Below are 18,747 nucleotides of genomic sequence, written 5' to 3'. Positions count from 1 at the left end.
GCTTGAATCTTCCAGAATCGACCACATCTATAGCGGTATCTGGCAGGTTTCTTCATTCAGGATGTTTTCCGGTCCGGCCTGCTCAAAAGGAAGGTGACCCATGCGTATTGATCGTTTAACCAGCAAATTACAATTGGCCCTGTCCGACGCCCAGTCTTTGGCCGTCGGCCTGGACCATCCCGGTATCGAACCGGCGCATTTGATGCAAGCCATGCTCGAACAGCAGGGCGGTTCCATCAAGCCGCTGCTGATGCAGGTCGGCTTTGACGTCAACAGCCTGCGTAAAGAGCTGGCGAAAGAACTCGACCAACTGCCCAAAATCCAGAATCCGACCGGTGACGTGAATATGTCCCAGGATCTGGCGCGGTTGCTCAACCAGGCCGATCGCCTGGCCCAGCAGAAGGGCGACCAGTTCATTTCCAGCGAGCTGGTGTTACTCGCCGCCATGGACGAGAACAGCAAGCTCGGTAAATTGTTGCTCGGCCAGGGCGTGAGCAAGAAAGCCCTGGAGACGGCTATCAACAACCTGCGGGGCGGCGAAGCGGTCAACGACGCCAACCACGAAGAGTCGCGCCAGGCGTTGGACAAATACACCGTCGACCTGACCAAGCGCGCCGAGGAAGGCAAGCTCGACCCGGTGATCGGCCGCGACGACGAGATCCGTCGCACGATCCAGGTGCTGCAACGCCGCACCAAGAACAACCCGGTGCTGATCGGTGAGCCAGGCGTGGGTAAGACCGCCATCGCCGAGGGGCTGGCCCAGCGCATCATCAATGGCGAGGTGCCGGACGGTCTCAAGGGCAAACGCCTGTTGTCCCTGGACATGGGCGCGTTGATCGCCGGTGCCAAATACCGTGGCGAATTCGAAGAGCGACTCAAATCCCTGCTCAATGAATTGTCCAAGCAGGAAGGGCAGATCATCCTGTTCATCGATGAATTGCACACCATGGTCGGGGCGGGCAAGGGCGAAGGCTCGATGGATGCCGGCAACATGCTCAAGCCTGCGCTGGCCCGTGGCGAGTTGCATTGCGTCGGCGCGACCACGCTTAACGAGTACCGCCAATACATAGAGAAAGATGCGGCCCTGGAGCGGCGCTTCCAGAAAGTATTGGTTGAAGAACCGAGCGAAGAAGACACCATCGCTATCCTGCGTGGCCTTAAAGAGCGCTACGAGGTTCACCACAAAGTGGCGATTACCGATGGTGCGATCATCGCGGCGGCCAAGCTCAGTCATCGCTACATCACCGACCGGCAATTGCCGGACAAGGCCATCGACCTGATCGACGAGGCTGCCAGCCGCATCCGCATGGAGATCGACTCCAAGCCGGAAGTGCTGGATCGGTTGGAGCGGCGCTTGATTCAGCTCAAAGTCGAATCCCAGGCCTTGAAGAAAGAAAGCGACGAAGCGGCGAAGAAGCGCCTGGAAAGATTGCAGGAAGAAATCCTTCGCCATGAGCGCGAGTATTCCGATCTCGAGGAGATCTGGAATTCGGAGAAAGCCGAAGTCCAGGGTTCGGCGCAGATCCAGCAGAAGATCGAACAGTCTCGTCAGGAGCTGGAGGCGGCGCGCCGCAAAGGCGACCTCAACCGCATGGCGGAGCTGCAGTACGGGGTGATCCCGGATCTGGAGCGCAGCCTGCAAATGGTCGACCAGCACGGCAAGAGCGAAAACCAACTGCTGCGCAGCAAGGTCACCGAGGAAGAGATTGCCGAAGTGGTCTCCAAGTGGACCGGCATTCCGGTCTCGAAGATGCTTGAAGGCGAGCGCGACAAGCTGCTGAAGATGGAAAGCCTGCTGCACCAGCGCGTGATCGGCCAGGAAGAAGCGGTGGTGGCGGTGTCCAACGCCGTGCGCCGGTCCCGTGCCGGGTTGTCGGACCCTAACCGGCCGAGCGGCTCGTTCATGTTCCTCGGCCCGACCGGTGTCGGTAAAACCGAGCTGTGCAAGGCGCTGGCCGAGTTCCTGTTCGACACGGAAGAGGCCATGGTGCGCATCGACATGTCCGAGTTCATGGAGAAACACTCCGTGGCACGGCTGATCGGCGCCCCTCCGGGCTATGTCGGCTATGAAGAGGGCGGTTACCTGACCGAGGCTGTGCGTCGCAAGCCGTATTCGGTCATCTTGCTCGACGAGGTCGAGAAGGCTCACCCGGATGTGTTCAACATCCTGCTGCAAGTGCTGGAAGACGGTCGCTTGACTGACAGCCACGGGCGCACGGTGGACTTTCGCAACACTGTCATCGTGATGACCTCCAACCTGGGCTCGACGCAGATTCAGGAATTGGTAGGGGATCGCGAAGCGCAACGCGCTGCGGTGATGGACGCGATCTCTACCCATTTCCGCCCGGAATTCATCAACCGTGTCGACGAAGTGGTGATCTTCGAGCCGCTGGCACGTGACCAGATTGCCGGTATCACCGAAATCCAGCTGGGACGCCTGCGCAGCCGCCTCACCGAGCGCGAGCTCAAGCTGCAACTGAGCGACGAAGCCTTGGATAAGTTGATTGCCGTGGGTTACGACCCGGTCTACGGCGCGCGGCCGCTGAAGCGGGCAATCCAGCGCTGGATCGAAAACCCGTTGGCGCAGTTGATTTTGTCCGGCCGCTTCATGCCGGGCGAAACCGTGACCGGTACGGTGGAGAACGACGAAATCATCTTCAACTGAAAGCCGGTATAGCCCGCTGTTGAAATGGCCTCGCCTGACGAGGCCATTTTTTCATCAGGCCGTTGAACTCAAAGGAAAAGGCTTGTAAAGTGCGCCCCGCAGTACGTCACCCCCAGGAAGACTTCTCCCTGAGAAGGAATCCAAAATAAGTTGCAAATCATTGTCTTGAAAGCAATTTAAGGGGTTGACAGAGGTTCTGAAAATTGTAGAATAGCGCGCCTCAGACACACGAACGCAGCGATGCAGACGGGTAGAAGAGGTTGAAGCTAGCTTCAATGCAGTAACTTGAAATATCAGTTCCGTGATAGCTCAGTCGGTAGAGCAAATGACTGTTAATCATTGGGTCCCAGGTTCGAGTCCTGGTCACGGAGCCATTTCAATCGGGGTATAGCGCAGTCCGGTAGCGCGCCTGCTTTGGGAGCAGGATGTCAGGAGTTCGAATCCCCTTACCCCGACCATTTTTGGGTCGTTAGCTCAGTTGGTAGAGCAGTTGGCTTTTAACCAATTGGTCGTAGGTTCGAATCCCACACGACCCACCATTTTTGAAACCAGTTCGCTGGAATCGAATCTTAAGATCAGAAGCCAAAAGCGCTGATCGAGGAAGGCGACTTGCAAAGGTCGCCTTTTTTTTACCGGGGTATAGCGCAGTCCGGTAGCGCGCCTGCTTTGGGAGCAGGATGTCAGGAGTTCGAATCCCCTTACCCCGACCATATTAAAAATCCTCGTATCGAAAGTTACGGGGATTTTTTTTTGCGTGCGAAAAACCGCAAGCCTTCAAGTTGTCGTACAACTTGCCGATAACCCGCCGACAGGGGCATGGCCCCACACCAGGCCAACAATAAAAAAGGCACTCCACTATGTTTCTTCGTCAGCTGAATATCGCCCCCCGCGCGGCGTTGGGTTTCGCCTTGATCGCCTTTCTGGTCGCATTGCTCGGGGTGTTTGCGCTGGGGCAGATGTCGAGCATCCGTGACAGCGAAGTGGCGGTGGAAACCCAGTGGTTGCCCAGTATTCGCGGCGGTGACGAAATCCGCGAATTGATGCTGCGTATTCGCACCATTTCCTTGCGCATGGCCTTGGATCAGGACCCGAAGAACACCTCGGTATACCGCGGTCAAATGGACACCCGTGACAAGGAGCTGAGCGAAAAAATCGCCAGCTACGAAAAACTTGTCGTCACGCCCGAGGGCAAGGCGCTCTACGAACAATTCAAGCAAACCTTCGCCGCGTACCGTGCGGGCATCGCCCAGTCTTTCACCCTGGCGGAGCAGGGGCGCCGTGACGACTTGATCAAGCTGTTGCTGGTGGACATGAAAACCGTGGTGGACGGCTCCGGCAAACAGCTCAACGACCTGGCAGAGCTGTTTTCCAAGCAAGTGACGATCGAGAGCCAGAAGTCCCAGGAGCACTACGCCAATTCGCGCATGATCGTCAGCCTGTTCATCGTGCTGGCTGCATTGGCCACGGTGGCCCTGGCCATGTTGCTGACGCGCAGTATCGTCAAGCCCTTGAGCGAGGCGCTGGACGCTGCGGAAAACGTCGCCCGTGGTGACCTGACCCGTCCGATTGAAACCCACGGCAACGACGAAGTGAGCCGCCTGCTCAAGGCGCTGGCAACCATGCAGCAGAACCTGCGCGAGACGTTGCAGAACATCAGTGGCTCGGCGACGCAGTTGGCAACGGCTGCCGACGAACTCAACGCGGTGACCCTCGACAGTACTCAGAGCCTGCAACAGCAGAACAATGAAATCGAACAGGCGGCCACTGCAGTCACCGAAATGACCACCGCCGTGGAAGAGGTCGCGCGCAACGCGGTTTCCACTTCCGACGCCACGCGTCAGTCCAGTGAGTCGGCGTCAATGGGTCAGCAACGGGTCAGTGACACAGTGGACGCCATTGGTGCCCTCGCCAGCGATGTGCAGGTGACCGGCGGCCTGGTGCAGTCCCTGGCCAACCAGTCGCAGGATATCGGCAAGGTCCTGGATGTGATCCGGGCCATTGCCGAGCAAACCAACCTGCTGGCCCTCAATGCTGCCATCGAAGCGGCCCGTGCGGGCGAGAGCGGTCGCGGTTTTGCGGTAGTGGCCGACGAGGTACGGGCGCTGGCTTACCGCACGCAGCAATCGACCCAAGAGATCGAGCAGATGGTCCAGGGCATGCGCAGCGGCGCCACCCAAGCGCTGGATTCCATGCAAGCCAGTTCCACCCGGGCGGCCAGCACCCTGGCGATGGCGGAGCGGGCAGGCGAGGCGTTGCAGACCATCACCGCATCGGTAAATGAAATCCACGAACGCAACCTGGTGATCGCCAGCGCTGCCGAAGAACAGGCACAGGTCGCCCGTGAGGTTGACCGCAACCTGGTGAATATCCGGGACCTGTCGGTGCGCTCGGCCACCGGCGCGGACCAGACCAGCGCGTCCAGCCATGAATTGTCGCAACTGGCGAATTCGTTGCGCACGATGGTGCAGCGGTTTCAGGTTTGATTGAAGAACGGAGTCGGCGCTCAACCACCCGCTAGATGGATGGGTGTCGACTGCGCTACCGTCTTAGCGAGCAAGCCCGCTCCCGCAGTTAATCGCGTACATATGCTGTACCGAGTCTCGTGTGGGAGCGGGCTTGCTCGCGAAGGCTATAGTTGCGACGACGGAGTTTTAAAGTTCGCCGCTGCTGTAAGAAGCTTAGCCTCAGTGCAACTTGAGCCGCGGCTCCGTCCCACGCCCAATCTTGCTACCCAGCATCAGCATCGCCGTGCGGAACATGCCGTACAGCGCCATCTGGTGCATGCGGTACAGCGACACGTAGAACATCCGCGCCAGCCAACCTTCGAGCATCACGCTACCGGTCAGGTTGCCCATCAGGTTGCCCACCGCCGAGAAACGCGACAGCGAGATCAGCGAGCCGTAGTCGGTGTATTTGTATTCGGGCAGGGCCTTGCCTTCGATCCGCAGCTTCAACGACTTGGCCAGCAGCGAGGCCTGCTGGTGCGCGGCCTGGGCGCGGGGCGGGACGTTGCGGTCGCTGCCCGGTTGCGGGCAGGCCGCGCAGTCGCCGAAGGCAAAGATGTTCTCGTCGCGGCTGGTCTGGAGTGTCGGCAGGACTTGTAGCTGATTGATCCGGTTGGTTTCCAGTCCATCGATGTCCTTGAGAAAACCCGGCGCGCGGATGCCGGCGGCCCAGACTTTGAGGCTGGCATCGATCACTTTGCCATCGGCAGTGATCAGGCTATCGGCGGTCACTTGGCTGACGGCGGCGTTGGTCATGACGTTGACCCCGAGTTTTTCCAGGGTCTTGTGCACCGGACCGCTGATGCGCTCGGGCAAGGCTGGAAGCACGCGTGGCCCGGCTTCGATCAGGGTGATGTGCATGTTTTCCGGCTTGATTCGGTCCAGGCCGTAGGCCGCCAGCTCATGGGCGGCATTGTGCAGCTCGGCGGCCAGTTCGACGCCGGTCGCACCGGCGCCGACGATGGCGACGCTGATACGCTCGACCACATCGGTCTGGCCGGCATGGGCGCGCAGGTAATGGTTGAGCAATTGCTGGTGGAAGCGCTCGGCCTGCTTGCGCGTGTCGAGGAACAGGCAATGCTGCGCCGCGCCTTCGGTGCCGAAGTCATTGGTGGTGCTGCCAACCGCGATGACCAAAGTGTCGTAGCCCAGTTCCCGGGCCGGCAACAGCTCCACACCCGCCTCGTCATAGGTAGCGGCCAGTTGGATTTTCTTCAGTTCACGGTCCAGGCCACTCATGCGCCCCAACTGGAACTCGAAGTGGTTCCATTTTGCCTGGGCGACATAGTTGAGTTCGTCTTCGGAGGAGTTTAGCGAACCGGCAGCCACTTCGTGCAGCAGGGGTTTCCAGATGTGGGTCAGGTTCGCGTCGACCAGCATCACACTGGCCGTGCCACGCTTGCCCAGAGTCTTACCCAGGCGGGTCGCCAACTCCAGGCCGCCGGCGCCGCCGCCAACGATGACAATACGATGAGTCATGGGGATATCTCGCAAGGCTAAAGGAAATCGGTGCCGTTACCCGAGCGAGCGCGATGCGGCTCATAGCGTCAGGTAACTGATCAGTCGGCTCAACAGGCCCAGGCCGATGGTCACGGCCAGCACCACCACCAGGAGCATCCACGGCCGGAAAGGCCGGCGCTCGACTCGGTGCTGGGACAGTTGCAGGTACTCTTCGACATGCTTCTGGTCATCTGGGTTCAGGCGGCTGGTCATAAAGGCCTCGTCAGGTAGACGTTGCGAATTGTTTGGACGCTACAGCGTCCAGCTATCCGGCATTGAAAGCAGCGTAGCCGCTCGCCGGGACGGGCTCGACGCTCAAGCGGTCGTCCAGGCGAATGATTCCACTTTTTAACACTCGTGCGGTGATTCCACCATGGCCGCGCACGGCCTGAAACGTACCTTCACCCAAGTTGCGCTCCAAGCGTGCGCAGGGCTGGCACCAGCCGGTGGTTTCGAAGATGGCCTGGCCGATGCGAAAGCGTCGGCCCTTGAGGCTGAACAGATTGATGCCGCTGACGGCGATGTTGCGGCGCAACTCTTGCGGCAGTACGGGACGATCCGCCGGGCGGCCCATCAGCGAGCCGATGACGGCCAGGTGTTCCCACTGGATCAACGTCACCTGTCGCGCATTGCGCACTCCCGGACGGGCATGATCGCCAGTCAGTCCTGCTTCCAGGCGCGCCTCCACGGCGTCCAGTTCGATCATCGGTGCGTGCCCCTCGGGGCGTACGCCGATCCAGCGCACGCAGCCCTGCTGCGGCACTGCGCCAATCAATTCCTGCAGGGGGCTCAAAGACTGATCCCCACATCGAAGACGATGCTGCGGCCCAGGTTGCCTCGCAGGAAATCCGGTGCGTCGGGGTGGGCGAACAGCACCCGGGCAAACGTCGGCCCCACCAGCGACAGTGAGCGCCAACCCTGGCGCAGGTACTCGGTGGGCGGCGGAAAGTGGCTGTTGAGGTCCAGCACTTCACGCTTGAGGCTGGCGAACGCAATGATGTCCAACTCCCCCAGGTCCATGCCGCGTTCGGTGTAGTTGTGGGCTTTCTTGCGCAGGGTCGGGGCCAGCCGGAGCAGGAACTCATTGGCCGGGATCCGGCGTGGCTTGGCTTCGCGGCGCACCAGTTGGCTCAATGAAAATGCGCTGCGACGCCGTTGCAGTTCGTCGCGCCATTCGTCATTGAGGCGACGGCCCTCGTCAAGCACGAAAAACACCTCGAAATTGGCATCGCGAAACAACACGTCCGGCGGCTCTCCCGCAGGGGCGAACTCGTCGGCACGGTACGGCACGTTCAAGCCTTGCAGCAGACGCTGGCAGACCCAACGCTCACGCTCCCATTTGCGGGCATTGGAGAGAAAGGCGTTGGCTTGCTCGGCCGCGATGGTCAGCAGGCGTAAGTAGTCGGAATCATCCATGAACCCAAGCTTAGCGTTCTATTGCGACAAGCTGAAAGCATTGCGTTGATTATTGAGACTTTAGGGTGGGGTGTAGACTGCTGGCTTGAAGTGACCGTGGCGAGGGAGCTTGCTCCCGCTCGAGCGCGAAGCGGTCGCAAATTCTTTAGGGCTGCTTCGCAACCCCACGGGAGCAAGCTCCCTCGCCACGGAAGGTTGATGCAACGACAAACGAAAGGAGTTGTTTCATGATCGGCGCCGAACTGCTCTCACCCCAGACCCTGGCGGCCGGCTGGCTGGTTTATGTGCCGGTGCTGGCCTGGGCCGTATGGCGGGCGCCGTGGGTCGAGTTGTTCACCGACGGCCGTCGCCAGCACTTGTTGTTCGGCACCGTGCTGGCACTGTTCATGTTGTGGCTGGTGCGACGGGACTTCGACACGGGCGTCTCGTATCATTTCATTGGCATGACGGCCGTGACGTTGCTGCTGGACTGGCCGCTGGCGATCCTCGGTGGATTTTGTGCCCAGCTTGCGTTGGTGTTGCTGGGGCGCCAGGACATGGCGGCGATAGGCGTCAATGGCGCGCTGCTGATCCTGTTGCCGGTACTGATCACCGAGTGCTGCGCGATCCTGGTAGAGCGCGCCCAGCCGCGTAATCTGTTTGTGTATATCTTCTGTTCCGGGTTTCTCGCCGCCGCACTTTCGGCGTTGGCCTGCCTGCTGCTGGGGCTTGGCTTGCTGTGGTACGACGGCATATTCGCCATGCCTTATTGGCTGGAGGATTTCGTCGGTTATCTCTGGCTGATCATTTTTCCCGAAGCGTTCATCAACGGCATGGTGATCAGCGCGCTGGTGGTATTCAGCCCCGAATGGCTGGAGACCTTCAACCGCACGCGCTACTTGTCGGCGCCCTGGAACGATGACGACAAGCCTTGATTCACGTCAAGGCTGGCCGGGCAGGCGCCCTTCATGCTCTGGAAAATTTCCAGGAGCACAGCCATGAGTGTTTATGAATGGGCCAGGCAAGAAATCAGGCGTAGCCACGATGCGGCAATGGAGATCGGTTTCGATCCGGGCTTGAGCCTGCGTGCCTTGCTCAGCGCAATCGTGCAGCAGAGCAAGACAGTACGCAGTGTTGAAGACCTGGCCGATGAGTTGAGTTTCCTGGCGGAAAATCTCGATGATGAACAGGACTACGGTTTCATGCGGCCTTAATGGCGAGGCTCGAAATCTTCGCTGAACAGCTCATCCTCGGCGTCGGGACTGACTGGAATCTTGTGTTCCTCCGACGCCCAGGCGCCCAGGTCGATCAGTTTGCAGCGATCGGAGCAGAACGGCCGGAACTTGTTCTCCGGGCTCCATTCCACAGGGGCGCCACAGGTAGGGCAATCGACGGTTGGGGTTTGGCTCATGATTGGCCTCCACGCAAAGTAAGGTAAAAGTGATGCAGGCGCTCGACCTCGCTGTGCAGCCAGGCGAGGTCGCGGTCATTGACCACCACATCGTCGGCGTGGCTCAAGCGATCCTGGCGACTGGATTGGGCCTTGAGGATCGCCTGGACCTGCTGCTCGCTGGTCTGGTCGCGCTGCAAGGTGCGCTTGATCTGCAATTGTTCCGGCGCATCGATCACCAGGATCCGCTGGGCCATGGCGTACTGCCCCGACTCGATCAACAGCGGCGACACCAGGATCGCGTAGGGTGATTGTGCCTGGGCCAGATGGTGAGCGATTTCCTCGGCGATCAGCGGATGCAACAGTGCTTCGAGCCAGCGACGCTCCTCGGCATCTTCGAAGATCAGTTTACGCAGGGCCGCTCGGTCCAGCGTGCCGTCGGCCTGCAACACACCTGGACCGAAGTGTCCGGCTATTTCAGCCAACGCCGGACGGCCCGGCTCGACGACCCAGCGCGCCGCATGATCGGCGTCGACAACGTGCACGCCCAGGTCGATGAAGTGCTGGGCCGCCGCGCTCTTGCCGCTGCCGATGCCACCGGTCAGACCGAGAATCCAGGGTTGTTCCACACGGTTATTCATAAAGGATCGACATTAGAAACCGACAGACTGCCAATAGAAGTGGCTTATTTGACCACCCCAGAGCAAGGCAATCCAGCCGGCAATGGCCAGATAGGGTCCGAAGGGGATTTGGGTCGACCCTGGAGCGTCGCGCAGGCGCAGCACAATGACCCCGACTACGGCGCCCACCAACGATGACAACAGCAACGTCAGCGGCAGGATCTGCCAGCCGCCCCAGGCGCCCAGCATTGCCAGCAGCTTGAAATCTCCATAGCCCATGCCTTCCTTGCCGGTGATCAGCTTGAACACCCAGAACACCGACCACAGCGCCAGGTAGCCGGCCACCGCGCCCCACAGGGCCTGGTCCAGGGAGACGAACAGCCCGAAGCTGTTGATGATCAAGCCTAGCCACAACAGCGGCAGTACCAGTGCGTCGGGCAGCAATTGATGCTCGGCGTCGATCAGGCTCATCCCCAGCAGGCCCCAGGTCAGCACCATCACCATCGCGGCTTGCCAGCCAAAGCCGAAATGCCAGGCAACGAACGCCGACAGCGCGCCGCAGGCCAGCTCGGTCAGCGGGTAACGTCTGCCGATAGGCGCCGCGCAGCTGGAGCAACGGCCGCGCAGCAGCAGGTAGCTGAGTACCGGGATATTCTCCCAGGCCCGGATGCGATGGTTGCAGTGGGGGCATTGGGAATGCGGCAGCATCAGGTTATAGACCGGGCCAGGGGTCTCGGCCGGCAGGCCCAGCAGGTCTTGGGCTTGCAGGCGCCATTCGCGGTTGAGCATCTTAGGCAGGCGCCACACCACCACGTTGAGGAAGCTGCCGATGATCAGGCCGAGCAATGCCGCAACGAGTACGAAAGCCAGGGGATACAGCAGGAAGAATTCGCTCAGGGGCATGTCAGATCGCAGAGCCGAGTTGAAAGATGGGCAGGTACATGGCAACCACCAGGCCGCCGACGACCACCCCCAGGACCACCATGATGAAGGGTTCCATCAGGCTGGTGAGGTTGTCCACCAGATTGTCCACCTCGGCCTCATAAAAGCTCGCCACCTTGTCGAGCATGTCGTCCAGTGCGCCGGATTCCTCGCCGATGGCGGTCATCTGGATCGCCAGGTTCGGAAAGATGCCCGAGGCACGCATGGAAAAATTCAACTGCATGCCGGTCGAGACATCTTGGCGAATGCGTTGTACCGCGCGTTTGAATACCACGTTGCCGGTGGCCCCCGACACTGAATCCAGCGCCTCCACCAGCGGCACGCCGGCGGCGAAGGTGGTGGAAAGCGTGCGGGCATAGCGGGCCACGGCGGATTTGTACATCAAGGCACCAATCAGCGGCAGCTTGAGCAACCATTTATCGCGCCAGTCACGAAAGGCCTGGGAGCGTCTGAGGGCGTATCTCACCCCAAAAAACGTACCCACGAATCCGCCAAGCACCACCCACCACCACTCCTGCAAGAACTCCGACAGGCCGATGACCATCACCGTGAAGGCCGGCAGTTGTGCACCGAACCCTGAAAAGACCGATTCGAATTGGGGCACCACTTTGACCAGCAGGATGCCGGTGACCACCGCCGCGACCACCACCACGGCCGCTGGGTAGGTCATGGCTTTCTTGATCTTGGCCTTCAGCGCCTCGCTCTTTTCCTTGTAGGTCGCGACCCGATCCAGCAGCGTATCCAGGGCGCCGGCCTGCTCACCGGCGTCCACCAGGTTGCAGTAGAGATCATCGAAATATTGCGGGCATTTGCGCAGCGACGCGGCGAAACTGTTGCCGGCGGCGACTTCCTGTTTCACTTCGTCCACCAGTTTGCGCATGTTGGCGTTATCGAAGCCTTCGCCGATGATGTCGAACGCTTGCAGCAACGGCACGCCGGCCTTGAGCATCGTTGCCATCTGGCGAGTGAAAAGAGCGATGTCCAGCGGCTTGATGCGCTTGCCCTTGCTGAATATCGAGGTGGATTTCTTGCGGACCTTTTGTGGATTGATGCCTTGCTTACGCAGTTGTGCCTTGACCAGGGCCGGGCTCTGGCCCGTCAGCTCGCCAGTCATTTTCGTGCCTTTGCGGTCCTTGCCTTCCCACGTGTAGACATCGGTTTTGACTGCCTTGACGGCCATGTTCAATCCTTGGTGACTCGGTTGATTTCTTCCAGGCTGGTGACGCCCTGCATCACTTTGACCAGCCCCGACGTGCGCAGGTCATTGAAGCCGTCCTTGCGCATTTGCAGGTCGATCTCCAGCGAGTTGCCCTCGGCCATGATCAATCGTTGCAGTTCAGGCGTGTTCTTGACCACTTCGTAGACGCCCACCCGCCCTTTGTAGCCGTGGTTGCACTGTTCACAACCGACCGGCTCATAGATCGTGAATGTGCCGATGCGTTCCCGGGGGAAACTTTCCTTGAGCAGGGTTTCCTCGGGAACCTCGATAGTCTTCTTGCAATGGGTGCACAGCTTGCGGGCCAGCCGTTGGGCGATGATCAGATGCACCGCCGTGGCGATGTTGAAGCCCGGGATGCCCATGTTCTGCAGACGGATCAGGGTTTCGGCGGCGCTGTTGGTGTGCAGCGTGGAAAGTACCAGGTGACCGGTCTGGGCAGCCTTGATGGCGATTTCGGCGGTTTCCAGGTCGCGGATTTCCCCGACCATGATCACATCCGGGTCCTGGCGCAGGAACGAGCGCAGGGCTTGGGCGAAATCCAGGCCCTGGCGCGGGTTCACGTTGACCTGGTTGATCCCTTCCATATTGATTTCCACCGGGTCTTCGGCGGTGGAAATATTGATGTCGACGGTGTTGAGGATGTTCAGGCCGGTGTAGAGCGAGACGGTCTTGCCCGAGCCGGTCGGGCCGGTGACCAGGATCAGCCCTTGTGGCTGTTTGAGGGCGGCCATGTACAGGTCTTTCTGGTCCGGTTCGTAACCCAGGGCATCGATGCCCATTTGCGCGCTGGATGGGTCGAGGATCCGGATCACGACTTTTTCGCCCCACAACGTAGGTAGAGTGTTGACCCGGAAATCGATGGATTTGGTTTTCGACAGGCGCATCTTCAGCCGGCCGTCCTGGGGTTTGCGTCGTTCGGAAATATCCAGGCTGGCCATGACTTTGAGACGGGCCGCGATACGGGTGGCCAACTGGATCGGCGGCTTGGCCACTTCCCGGAGCATACCGTCAGTGCGCACCCGTACCCGGTAGCTTTTTTCGTAAGGCTCGAAATGCAGGTCGGAGGAACCGCCCTTGATTGCATCCAGCAGCATCTTGTTGACGAAGCGCACCACCGGCGCGTCGTCAGTGTCCAGGCCCCCTATGGCGTCCTGCTTGCGATCGTCGTCGGACTCGATGTCCAGGCCGTCGAGATCGACATCGCCCATGCCTTCAAGGCCCGTGCTGCTGGATTCGAAGAACCGGTCGATGGCGTCGCTGAGCTTGTCGGCCTCCACCAGGATCGCTTCGGTGGTCAGGCCGGTGCTGAATTGAATGTCCTTGATGGCCTGGTCGTTCGACGGGTCGCAGATGCCGACGAATAACTTGTTGCCGCGTCGCCACAACGGCAAGGCGTGATGCTGGCGCATCAGTTTTTCACTGATCAGGCCAGTGGGCTGGGCTTCCTTGTCCAGGCTGTTGAGGTCCATGAGGGCTACGCCGAAGTGTTCCGAGGCGACTTCGGCGATCCGGCGGCTCTGGACCATTTTGTTCTGTACCAAGTAACTGACCAGGGGCACGCGATTGCGTTGAGCCTGCTGGTAGGCCTGTTGCGCAGTTTGTTCGGTGATCAGTTCGGCCAATACCAATTGCTTGGCCAAGCCGCTGAGGGCGATGTCATTCATGTGGATACCGGACGCAGACAGTTCATGACTTATAGCCTAGTCAAGCATCGGCGCCAAACCAGCGGGGTGGGGTGACAAAAAGTGTCAGATAGTGCGGTTGTGGGGGGAGGACGTTGGGCTCCTGGCCGCTTCAAGCCCTGTCGACAGGGGGCGAGAAGGTTGGCACATGCCATGCAAAGCTCGCTTCAAGTCATGAGATTTCGCCTCATGCTATGGAGATGTCTATGAGCAAGCAAAATGGTTTTACCCTGATCGAGCTGCTGATCGTCGTGGCGATCATTGGCATTCTGGCGACTTTTGCGTTGCCGCAGTATTCCAAGTATCAGGCGCGGGCGAAGGCTACTGCGGGGCTGGGGGAAATTTCGGCGTTGAAAGTGCCCTACGAGGACATGATGAACCAGGGAACTAGCCCAACAGCGGCAAATATGAACATAACGACGCCCACCAGTAACTGCGCAATAGCAGTGACGGGTACCGCTGCGGCGGGAACAGGCACCATCGTTTGCACCCTGGCGAATGCACCTGCTGCCGTCACGGGTAAAACCATCACGCTCAGTCGTGATGCCAATGGCGCCTGGACGTGTGCCTCTAATGCACCCAAGGAATTCTTGCCGGCCGGGTGCCCCGGTGTCTGATATTCGATAAGAATGAGGGAGCATGCTCCCTCATTAATATAAATCACCAAAATTCATAGGCTTAGTGCGACGCCAAAACCCGCAAGTTGCATGTCCCAAATGACCGCTTCATGCATATTGCACGATGATGGAAATTGCCGCTTCGCTTAACTTATTGATTTTAAAGTATTTAATACCTGTTAAAAAACTGGCACAGCCTTCGCACTACTCCTGATAACCCTGCCGGGAAGCACTGCCGGCAGTTTCTGAGAAAAACAGGAGTTACTCGTATGAAGAAGTTCGCTATCACTGCCGCCGCTGCTACCGCACTGACCCTGACCATGGCTAGCGCATTCGCCGAGACCACTCAAGCAACTCAGGCGCCAATGATGCTGGCTGCGGGCGAAGTGACCAAGGCCAAGGAAGAAACCTCCGATACCTGGATCACCACCAAGGTCAAGGCTGACCTGGTTACCGAAAAAGGCATCCCAGGTACCGATATCAAAGTCGAAACCAACAAAGGCGTTGTGTCCTTGTCGTCCACTGTTGCCGTGACTCAGGCGCAAAAGACCACTGCCGTGGCAATCGCCAAGAAGATCAAAGGCGTGAAAGCCGTATCGGCTGACGGCCTGAAAGCCGAATAAGGCTCAAGACTTCTCGCCTGGACCGGGAGAAGGCACGGCAAGCGGGCTGAGTCATACGTTTGCCGTTGCTTTGGAGTTCATGCGAAAGGCCATACGGACGTGGCCATTACAGGCCCCCTGCATTCGTGCCGGGGGCCTGTTCTATTCCGGGATGCAAAGACCTGAGCGGCGGCATGCTCGCAAACCGAGTTGCCTCTTTCGCGAGCAAGCTCGCTCCCACAGTAATCGCATTCTTCCTGAACGAACCCGGACTACTCCCACAGTTGATCGCGTTCTGCCTGAATGAACCCGGTCTACTGTGGGAGCGAGCTTGCTCGCGAAGGCGGCGCTGCGGTCACCGGATGGCTTGGGTGAGGATTAGCGCCCGCGCTTGCTGGTGATCTGCACCAGCCGATTCCCTTCGAAACGCAGGTACTGGTACATGCCGCTGTTGGGCCCGTAGGTCCATTCCTCCACCGGGTATTCTTCCCGGCGATTGACGCTGCGCTTGTAGCCCAGGTCATCCCGCGCCACGGGCTGTCCGCATTTTTGCAGCACCTCGCTGGAGCGGTCACCAACGCTGATCAACTGGCTGCCGCAGCGCAGGGTATCGGCGGCAACTGCCTGGCCCGCAACGAGCGTCAGGCCCAGGCAAAGCCCATACAAGCCTTTCATTATTCCGCATCCAGATGCAGTGGCGTAATCACACGCCCGTCGCTTTCGGCCTCGCCGAGGCTGGCATCGATGAAGTACACGCGGTCGTCGGCCAGCTTGCCCTTGTCCACCAGGAAATCCTTGATGCTGCTGGCTCGCTCCTGGCCCAGTTCGCGCAGCAGCACATCACTGCCGCTCCAGAACTTGATGACCCCTTCACGCAGTTTCTCGATACGGGCCTTCTTATCCAGTTGCGTCCATTCGGCCGGTGGCTGGTTTTTCAAGCGAGTGCGGTAGATGCCTTCCAGCAGCGGAGCCTTTTCATCCTCCGGTACTTCGAGCAGCGAAGCCTTGGCCGGGACCTTATCGCCTCGGCGCTGCAGCATTTTGTAGTAGTTGTACTGGTACTCACGCTCCAGGCGCTGGGCGGCGAGCAGTGGACCGTCACTACTTGCAGCGGCGGTGCCTTCGATCTCCAGGCGCAGTTCGGGGCGTTTGCCCAAGGCCTCGGACAGCTTGAGCAGCACGCCTTCGTTGTCCTTGCTCAGGTCGCTGGAACCCGGGGCGAACGCCACGCTACCCAAATCCTCGGAACCGCCGCCAGACACCAGCCCGCCGATGAGTTTGAACGGCGCCTCGGCCGCTCGTACCAAAAGGTTGCGCAGGGTCTGCCAGACAATTGGCATCACGCTGAATTGCGGGTCGTTGAGGTTGCCGGTCACCGGCAGTTCGATGGAAATCTTGCCCTCGGAATCCTTGAGCAGCGCGACGGCCAGTTTCAGGGGCAGGCTCACGGCGTCCGGGCTGTCGACCTTTTCCCCCAGTTGCAGCTGTTCGACCACGACTTTGTTTTCCGCCTGGAGCTGGCCCTTGGTGATGCGGTAATGCAGATCGAGGTTGAGCCGGCCCTTGCGGATGCGATAGCCAGCGAATTTGCCGGAGTAGGGCGTCAGGGTGGTGAGCTCGACCCGTTTGAAACTGGTGGCGATATCGAGGCTGGCCATCGGATCGAAGGGGTTCACGGCGCCCTTGATGGTGACAGGTGCGTAGCGGTCGACCTTGCCCTTCACGTCGACGGTGGCCGGTTTGGCCTGGCGGCTGTCGATGGTACCGATCTGGCCGTTGAGCTGTTGGATGGCCGTGGCGAAGTTGGGCGTCAGGCTGAAGTCGGCAAAGTTGGCCGAACCGTCATTGATGGCGATGCCGCCGACGTGGATACCCAGCGGTTTTTCCTGGGATGCAGGTTTCGCCGCGGCGGGTTTCGAGGCGGCGTCGGCCGGTTGTGGGATCAGCAGGTCATCGACGTTGGTGGTGCGGTCGTCGTTGATCATGAAGCGCGCATAAGGCTGGAACAGGTTGACCTTGTCGATGGACAGGCTGTCGCCGTGCTGATAATTGAGGCCCTCGAGGACCAGGCTCTGCCACTTGAGGAAGTCGCGAGTCTTTAAAGTATCGAGGGTGTGCAACTGATCGACCTGGGCGCGGCCGGTGACGGCAAAGGCCAGCGGCTCGGTGCTCTTGAGATCGACCACCAGGTCGCTGCCGAGCATACCGGAGCGCAGTTCCAGGCGAATGAACGGGTTGATGTACGACTGGGCGACGCGCAGGTCGATGTCCTGGGTCTTGACCTTGAGCCGAGCGGTGATCGGGTTCAGGTTGACCTCGCCGTCGGCCAGGAGCTTGCCCTGTTTACCCACTCCGGTATCCAGCTTGAGCGTAAAGGGCGAGCCATTGAGGGTGTCGTAGTTCTGCAGGTCGAGGTTCAGCGGACCCACTTCCAACGCCACGGCCGGCTGCGCCTTTCGGTCGGCCAGGTGCACCTGGTAATTGCGCAGTTGCACATCCTTCAACAACACCTGCCACGGTTTACTGGCTGTTTCGGGTTTGGCTTTAGGCGAGTCGGCGACTGCCGGGGCTGATGCCGGTTCGGCCTTGGCCTGCGGTTTGGTCGGTTGGCTGGCGAAAAGCTTTTGCCAGTCCAGTTGCCCATCGGCCTCAAGAGCTGCCCAGGTTTCAAGTTTCTGGCTGCGGATCTTGCCCACTACCACTTGTTGCTTGGCGAGGTCGACCGTGGTTTCGCTCACATCCAGGCGTTCGAGTTTCACCAAGGGGCGGCCATCCGGGGCCTTCATGGCAAAAGGCGCGACGCTGACCGCCGCGTTGCTGAGCAGCAGTTCAGTGCCCTTGGCCAGGTTGAGCTTGTAGTCGGTGCTGAGGTTCAGCACGCCATTCTCCAACACCAACGGCACCGCATCGCGCACGTAGGGCCACCAGGCTTTCATCTGGCCGTCGGTAATCTTGAGCTTGCCCTCGGAAGCGATCGGCGAAAGGCTGAAGTTGCCGGTCCAGTCGATCTGCCCACCTTGAGGGCCTACGGCCACAAGGGTCATGTCGGCGTTGTCGTCAGGCAGTGTGCTGAGGTTCTTCAGCTCGAAATCGAGGGTGTCGTAAAGAAATTCGATGGGCTCGCTGGGGCGCAGGTCCTCGAAATGCACATACCCGCCGGCCAGCTTGATTCGATCGACCCGCAGCGGGAACGGCTTGGTTTCTGGATCGGCGGGAGTCGGTTCGCTGGCCGGCAATTTGAACAGGCCCAACAGATTCAACTGACCGTCCTTGGCGAACACCACGTCGGTCTTGGGTTTGTCCAGTTCGATGTCGGCCAGGTGCAGGGCCCCGGACCACAGGCTGTTGAGCTGCAGGTTGGCGTACAGGCGTTCGAAGCCGACCTGTTCCTTGCCCGGTTCGCCTATATTCAGGCCCCAGAGCGTGACTTCAAGGCTGAACGGATTGAGTTCGATGCGCTGGATGTGGGCCGGCACGTTGGCACGCTCGGCCAGTTGCTGATTGGCGATCCGCAAGGCAACGCCCGGTAATATCAGAAAGCCCAGCAGGCTGTAGAGGGCCAGTGCGGTCAACAGGGCGGCAAAAGCGCGAATCAATCCTTTGGGCATGTG

At 59.8% G+C, this 18,747-nt stretch carries 17 protein-coding genes, 4 tRNA genes and 1 pseudogene; 11 read left to right on the top strand and 11 right to left on the bottom strand.

The genetic code is table 11. The features are described 5' to 3' along the window. Window positions 1-100: 100 nt before the first annotated feature. From clpB to PFLQ2_RS31090, 7 genes and pseudogenes are all read left to right on the top strand, one after another. Window positions 101-2,665, top strand: coding sequence for an ATP-dependent chaperone ClpB (gene clpB, locus PFLQ2_RS04810; protein WP_003185548.1), 2,565 nt, complete (start codon window positions 101-103; stop codon window positions 2,663-2,665). Window positions 2,666-2,963: 298 nt separating this feature from the next. Then, window positions 2,964-3,039: transfer RNA gene (locus PFLQ2_RS04815), tRNA-Asn, on the top strand. Window positions 3,040-3,046: 7 nt separating this feature from the next. Further along, window positions 3,047-3,123 (top strand) — tRNA-Pro (locus PFLQ2_RS04820). Window positions 3,124-3,128: 5 nt separating this feature from the next. Then, window positions 3,129-3,204, top strand: a tRNA-Lys gene (locus PFLQ2_RS04825). Window positions 3,205-3,298: 94 nt separating this feature from the next. Next, window positions 3,299-3,375: transfer RNA gene (locus PFLQ2_RS04830), tRNA-Pro, on the top strand. A 147-nt stretch (window positions 3,376-3,522) separates the two neighbouring features. Beyond that, a pseudogene (locus PFLQ2_RS31095) lies at window positions 3,523-4,293 on the top strand (MCP four helix bundle domain-containing protein); the annotation flags it as partial. Then, on the top strand, window positions 4,285-5,148 hold the full coding sequence (locus PFLQ2_RS31090) for a methyl-accepting chemotaxis protein (protein ID WP_371261235.1): 864 nt from the start codon (window positions 4,285-4,287) through the stop codon (window positions 5,146-5,148). The pseudogene PFLQ2_RS31095 and the gene PFLQ2_RS31090, both read left to right, overlap by 9 nt. Before the next feature lie 201 nt (window positions 5,149-5,349). Here PFLQ2_RS31090 and PFLQ2_RS04840 read toward each other — a convergent pair whose 3' ends face one another. The 4 genes from PFLQ2_RS04840 to PFLQ2_RS04855 are packed head-to-tail and all read right to left on the bottom strand — an operon-like array spanning window position 5,350 to window position 8,085. Then, window positions 5,350-6,648: an NAD(P)/FAD-dependent oxidoreductase gene (locus PFLQ2_RS04840; protein ID WP_003185544.1), complete on the bottom strand. Its 1,299-nt coding sequence runs from the start codon at window positions 6,646-6,648 to the stop codon at window positions 5,350-5,352. Window positions 6,649-6,708: 60 nt separating this feature from the next. Beyond that, window positions 6,709-6,882: a DUF3094 domain-containing protein gene (locus PFLQ2_RS04845; protein WP_003185543.1), complete on the bottom strand. Its 174-nt coding sequence runs from the start codon at window positions 6,880-6,882 to the stop codon at window positions 6,709-6,711. Window positions 6,883-6,934: 52 nt separating this feature from the next. Beyond that, on the bottom strand, window positions 6,935-7,462 hold the full coding sequence (locus tag PFLQ2_RS04850) for an MOSC domain-containing protein (RefSeq protein WP_003185541.1): 528 nt from the start codon (window positions 7,460-7,462) through the stop codon (window positions 6,935-6,937). Then, entirely contained in the window at window positions 7,459-8,085 is a 627-nt protein-coding gene (locus PFLQ2_RS04855; RefSeq protein WP_003185538.1) for a DUF1780 domain-containing protein, read from the bottom strand. Before PFLQ2_RS04855 ends, PFLQ2_RS04850 begins: the two co-directional genes overlap by 4 nt. A gap of 227 nt (window positions 8,086-8,312) precedes the next feature. On the opposite strand from PFLQ2_RS04855, the gene PFLQ2_RS04860 reads away from it, so the two are divergent. Both PFLQ2_RS04860 and PFLQ2_RS04865 read left to right on the top strand, forming a co-directional pair. Next, the gene (locus tag PFLQ2_RS04860; RefSeq protein ID WP_003185535.1) at window positions 8,313-8,999 is read left to right on the top strand and encodes an energy-coupling factor ABC transporter permease; all 687 of its coding nucleotides are present in this window, start codon (window positions 8,313-8,315) and stop codon (window positions 8,997-8,999) included. Window positions 9,000-9,062: 63 nt separating this feature from the next. Beyond that, entirely contained in the window at window positions 9,063-9,278 is a 216-nt protein-coding gene (locus PFLQ2_RS04865; protein ID WP_003185533.1) for a hypothetical protein, read from the top strand. Here PFLQ2_RS04865 and yacG read toward each other — a convergent pair. The 5 genes from yacG to pilB are packed head-to-tail and all read right to left on the bottom strand — an operon-like array spanning window position 9,275 to window position 13,899. Then, window positions 9,275-9,475, bottom strand: a complete 201-nt coding sequence (gene yacG / locus PFLQ2_RS04870; RefSeq protein ID WP_003185531.1) for a DNA gyrase inhibitor YacG — start codon at window positions 9,473-9,475, stop codon at window positions 9,275-9,277. The genes PFLQ2_RS04865 and yacG overlap by 4 nt on opposite strands. Then, on the bottom strand, window positions 9,472-10,095 hold the full coding sequence (gene coaE, locus PFLQ2_RS04875) for a dephospho-CoA kinase (protein WP_003185529.1): 624 nt from the start codon (window positions 10,093-10,095) through the stop codon (window positions 9,472-9,474). Before coaE ends, yacG begins: the two co-directional genes overlap by 4 nt. Before the next feature lie 12 nt (window positions 10,096-10,107). Continuing rightward, a complete protein-coding gene (locus PFLQ2_RS04880) occupies window positions 10,108-10,977 on the bottom strand; it encodes a prepilin peptidase (RefSeq protein WP_003185528.1) in 870 nt (289 codons plus the stop codon). Between the two features lies 1 nt (window position 10,978). Next, the gene (locus PFLQ2_RS04885) at window positions 10,979-12,196 is read right to left on the bottom strand and encodes a type II secretion system F family protein (RefSeq protein WP_003185526.1); all 1,218 of its coding nucleotides are present in this window, start codon (window positions 12,194-12,196) and stop codon (window positions 10,979-10,981) included. Between the two features lie 2 nt (window positions 12,197-12,198). After that, window positions 12,199-13,899, bottom strand: coding sequence for a type IV-A pilus assembly ATPase PilB (gene pilB / locus PFLQ2_RS04890; RefSeq protein ID WP_003185524.1), 1,701 nt, complete (start codon window positions 13,897-13,899; stop codon window positions 12,199-12,201). Window positions 13,900-14,123: 224 nt separating this feature from the next. On the opposite strand from pilB, the gene PFLQ2_RS04895 reads away from it, so the two are divergent. Further along, window positions 14,124-14,534 carry a pilin gene (locus PFLQ2_RS04895; protein WP_003185521.1) on the top strand — a complete coding sequence of 137 codons (411 nt, stop codon included), beginning with the start codon at window positions 14,124-14,126 and terminating at the stop codon, window positions 14,532-14,534. A gap of 269 nt (window positions 14,535-14,803) precedes the next feature. Then, a complete protein-coding gene (locus PFLQ2_RS04900; RefSeq protein WP_003185519.1) occupies window positions 14,804-15,157 on the top strand; it encodes a BON domain-containing protein in 354 nt (117 codons plus the stop codon). A gap of 357 nt (window positions 15,158-15,514) precedes the next feature. Here PFLQ2_RS04900 and PFLQ2_RS04905 read toward each other — a convergent pair whose 3' ends face one another. Then, the gene (locus PFLQ2_RS04905) at window positions 15,515-15,811 is read right to left on the bottom strand and encodes a DUF2845 domain-containing protein (RefSeq protein ID WP_003185517.1); all 297 of its coding nucleotides are present in this window, start codon (window positions 15,809-15,811) and stop codon (window positions 15,515-15,517) included. After that, the gene (locus tag PFLQ2_RS04910) at window positions 15,811-18,744 is read right to left on the bottom strand and encodes a DUF748 domain-containing protein (protein WP_003185516.1); all 2,934 of its coding nucleotides are present in this window, start codon (window positions 18,742-18,744) and stop codon (window positions 15,811-15,813) included. Before PFLQ2_RS04910 ends, PFLQ2_RS04905 begins: the two co-directional genes overlap by 1 nt. Window positions 18,745-18,747: the final 3 nt, after the last annotated feature.

The organism is Pseudomonas fluorescens Q2-87 (assembly GCF_000281895.1).
Taxonomy (GTDB): Bacteria; Pseudomonadota; Gammaproteobacteria; order Pseudomonadales; family Pseudomonadaceae; genus Aquipseudomonas; species Aquipseudomonas fluorescens_S.
Note: the sequence above shows the minus strand (reverse complement) of the source record. Positions and strands in the feature narration are given on the sequence as shown.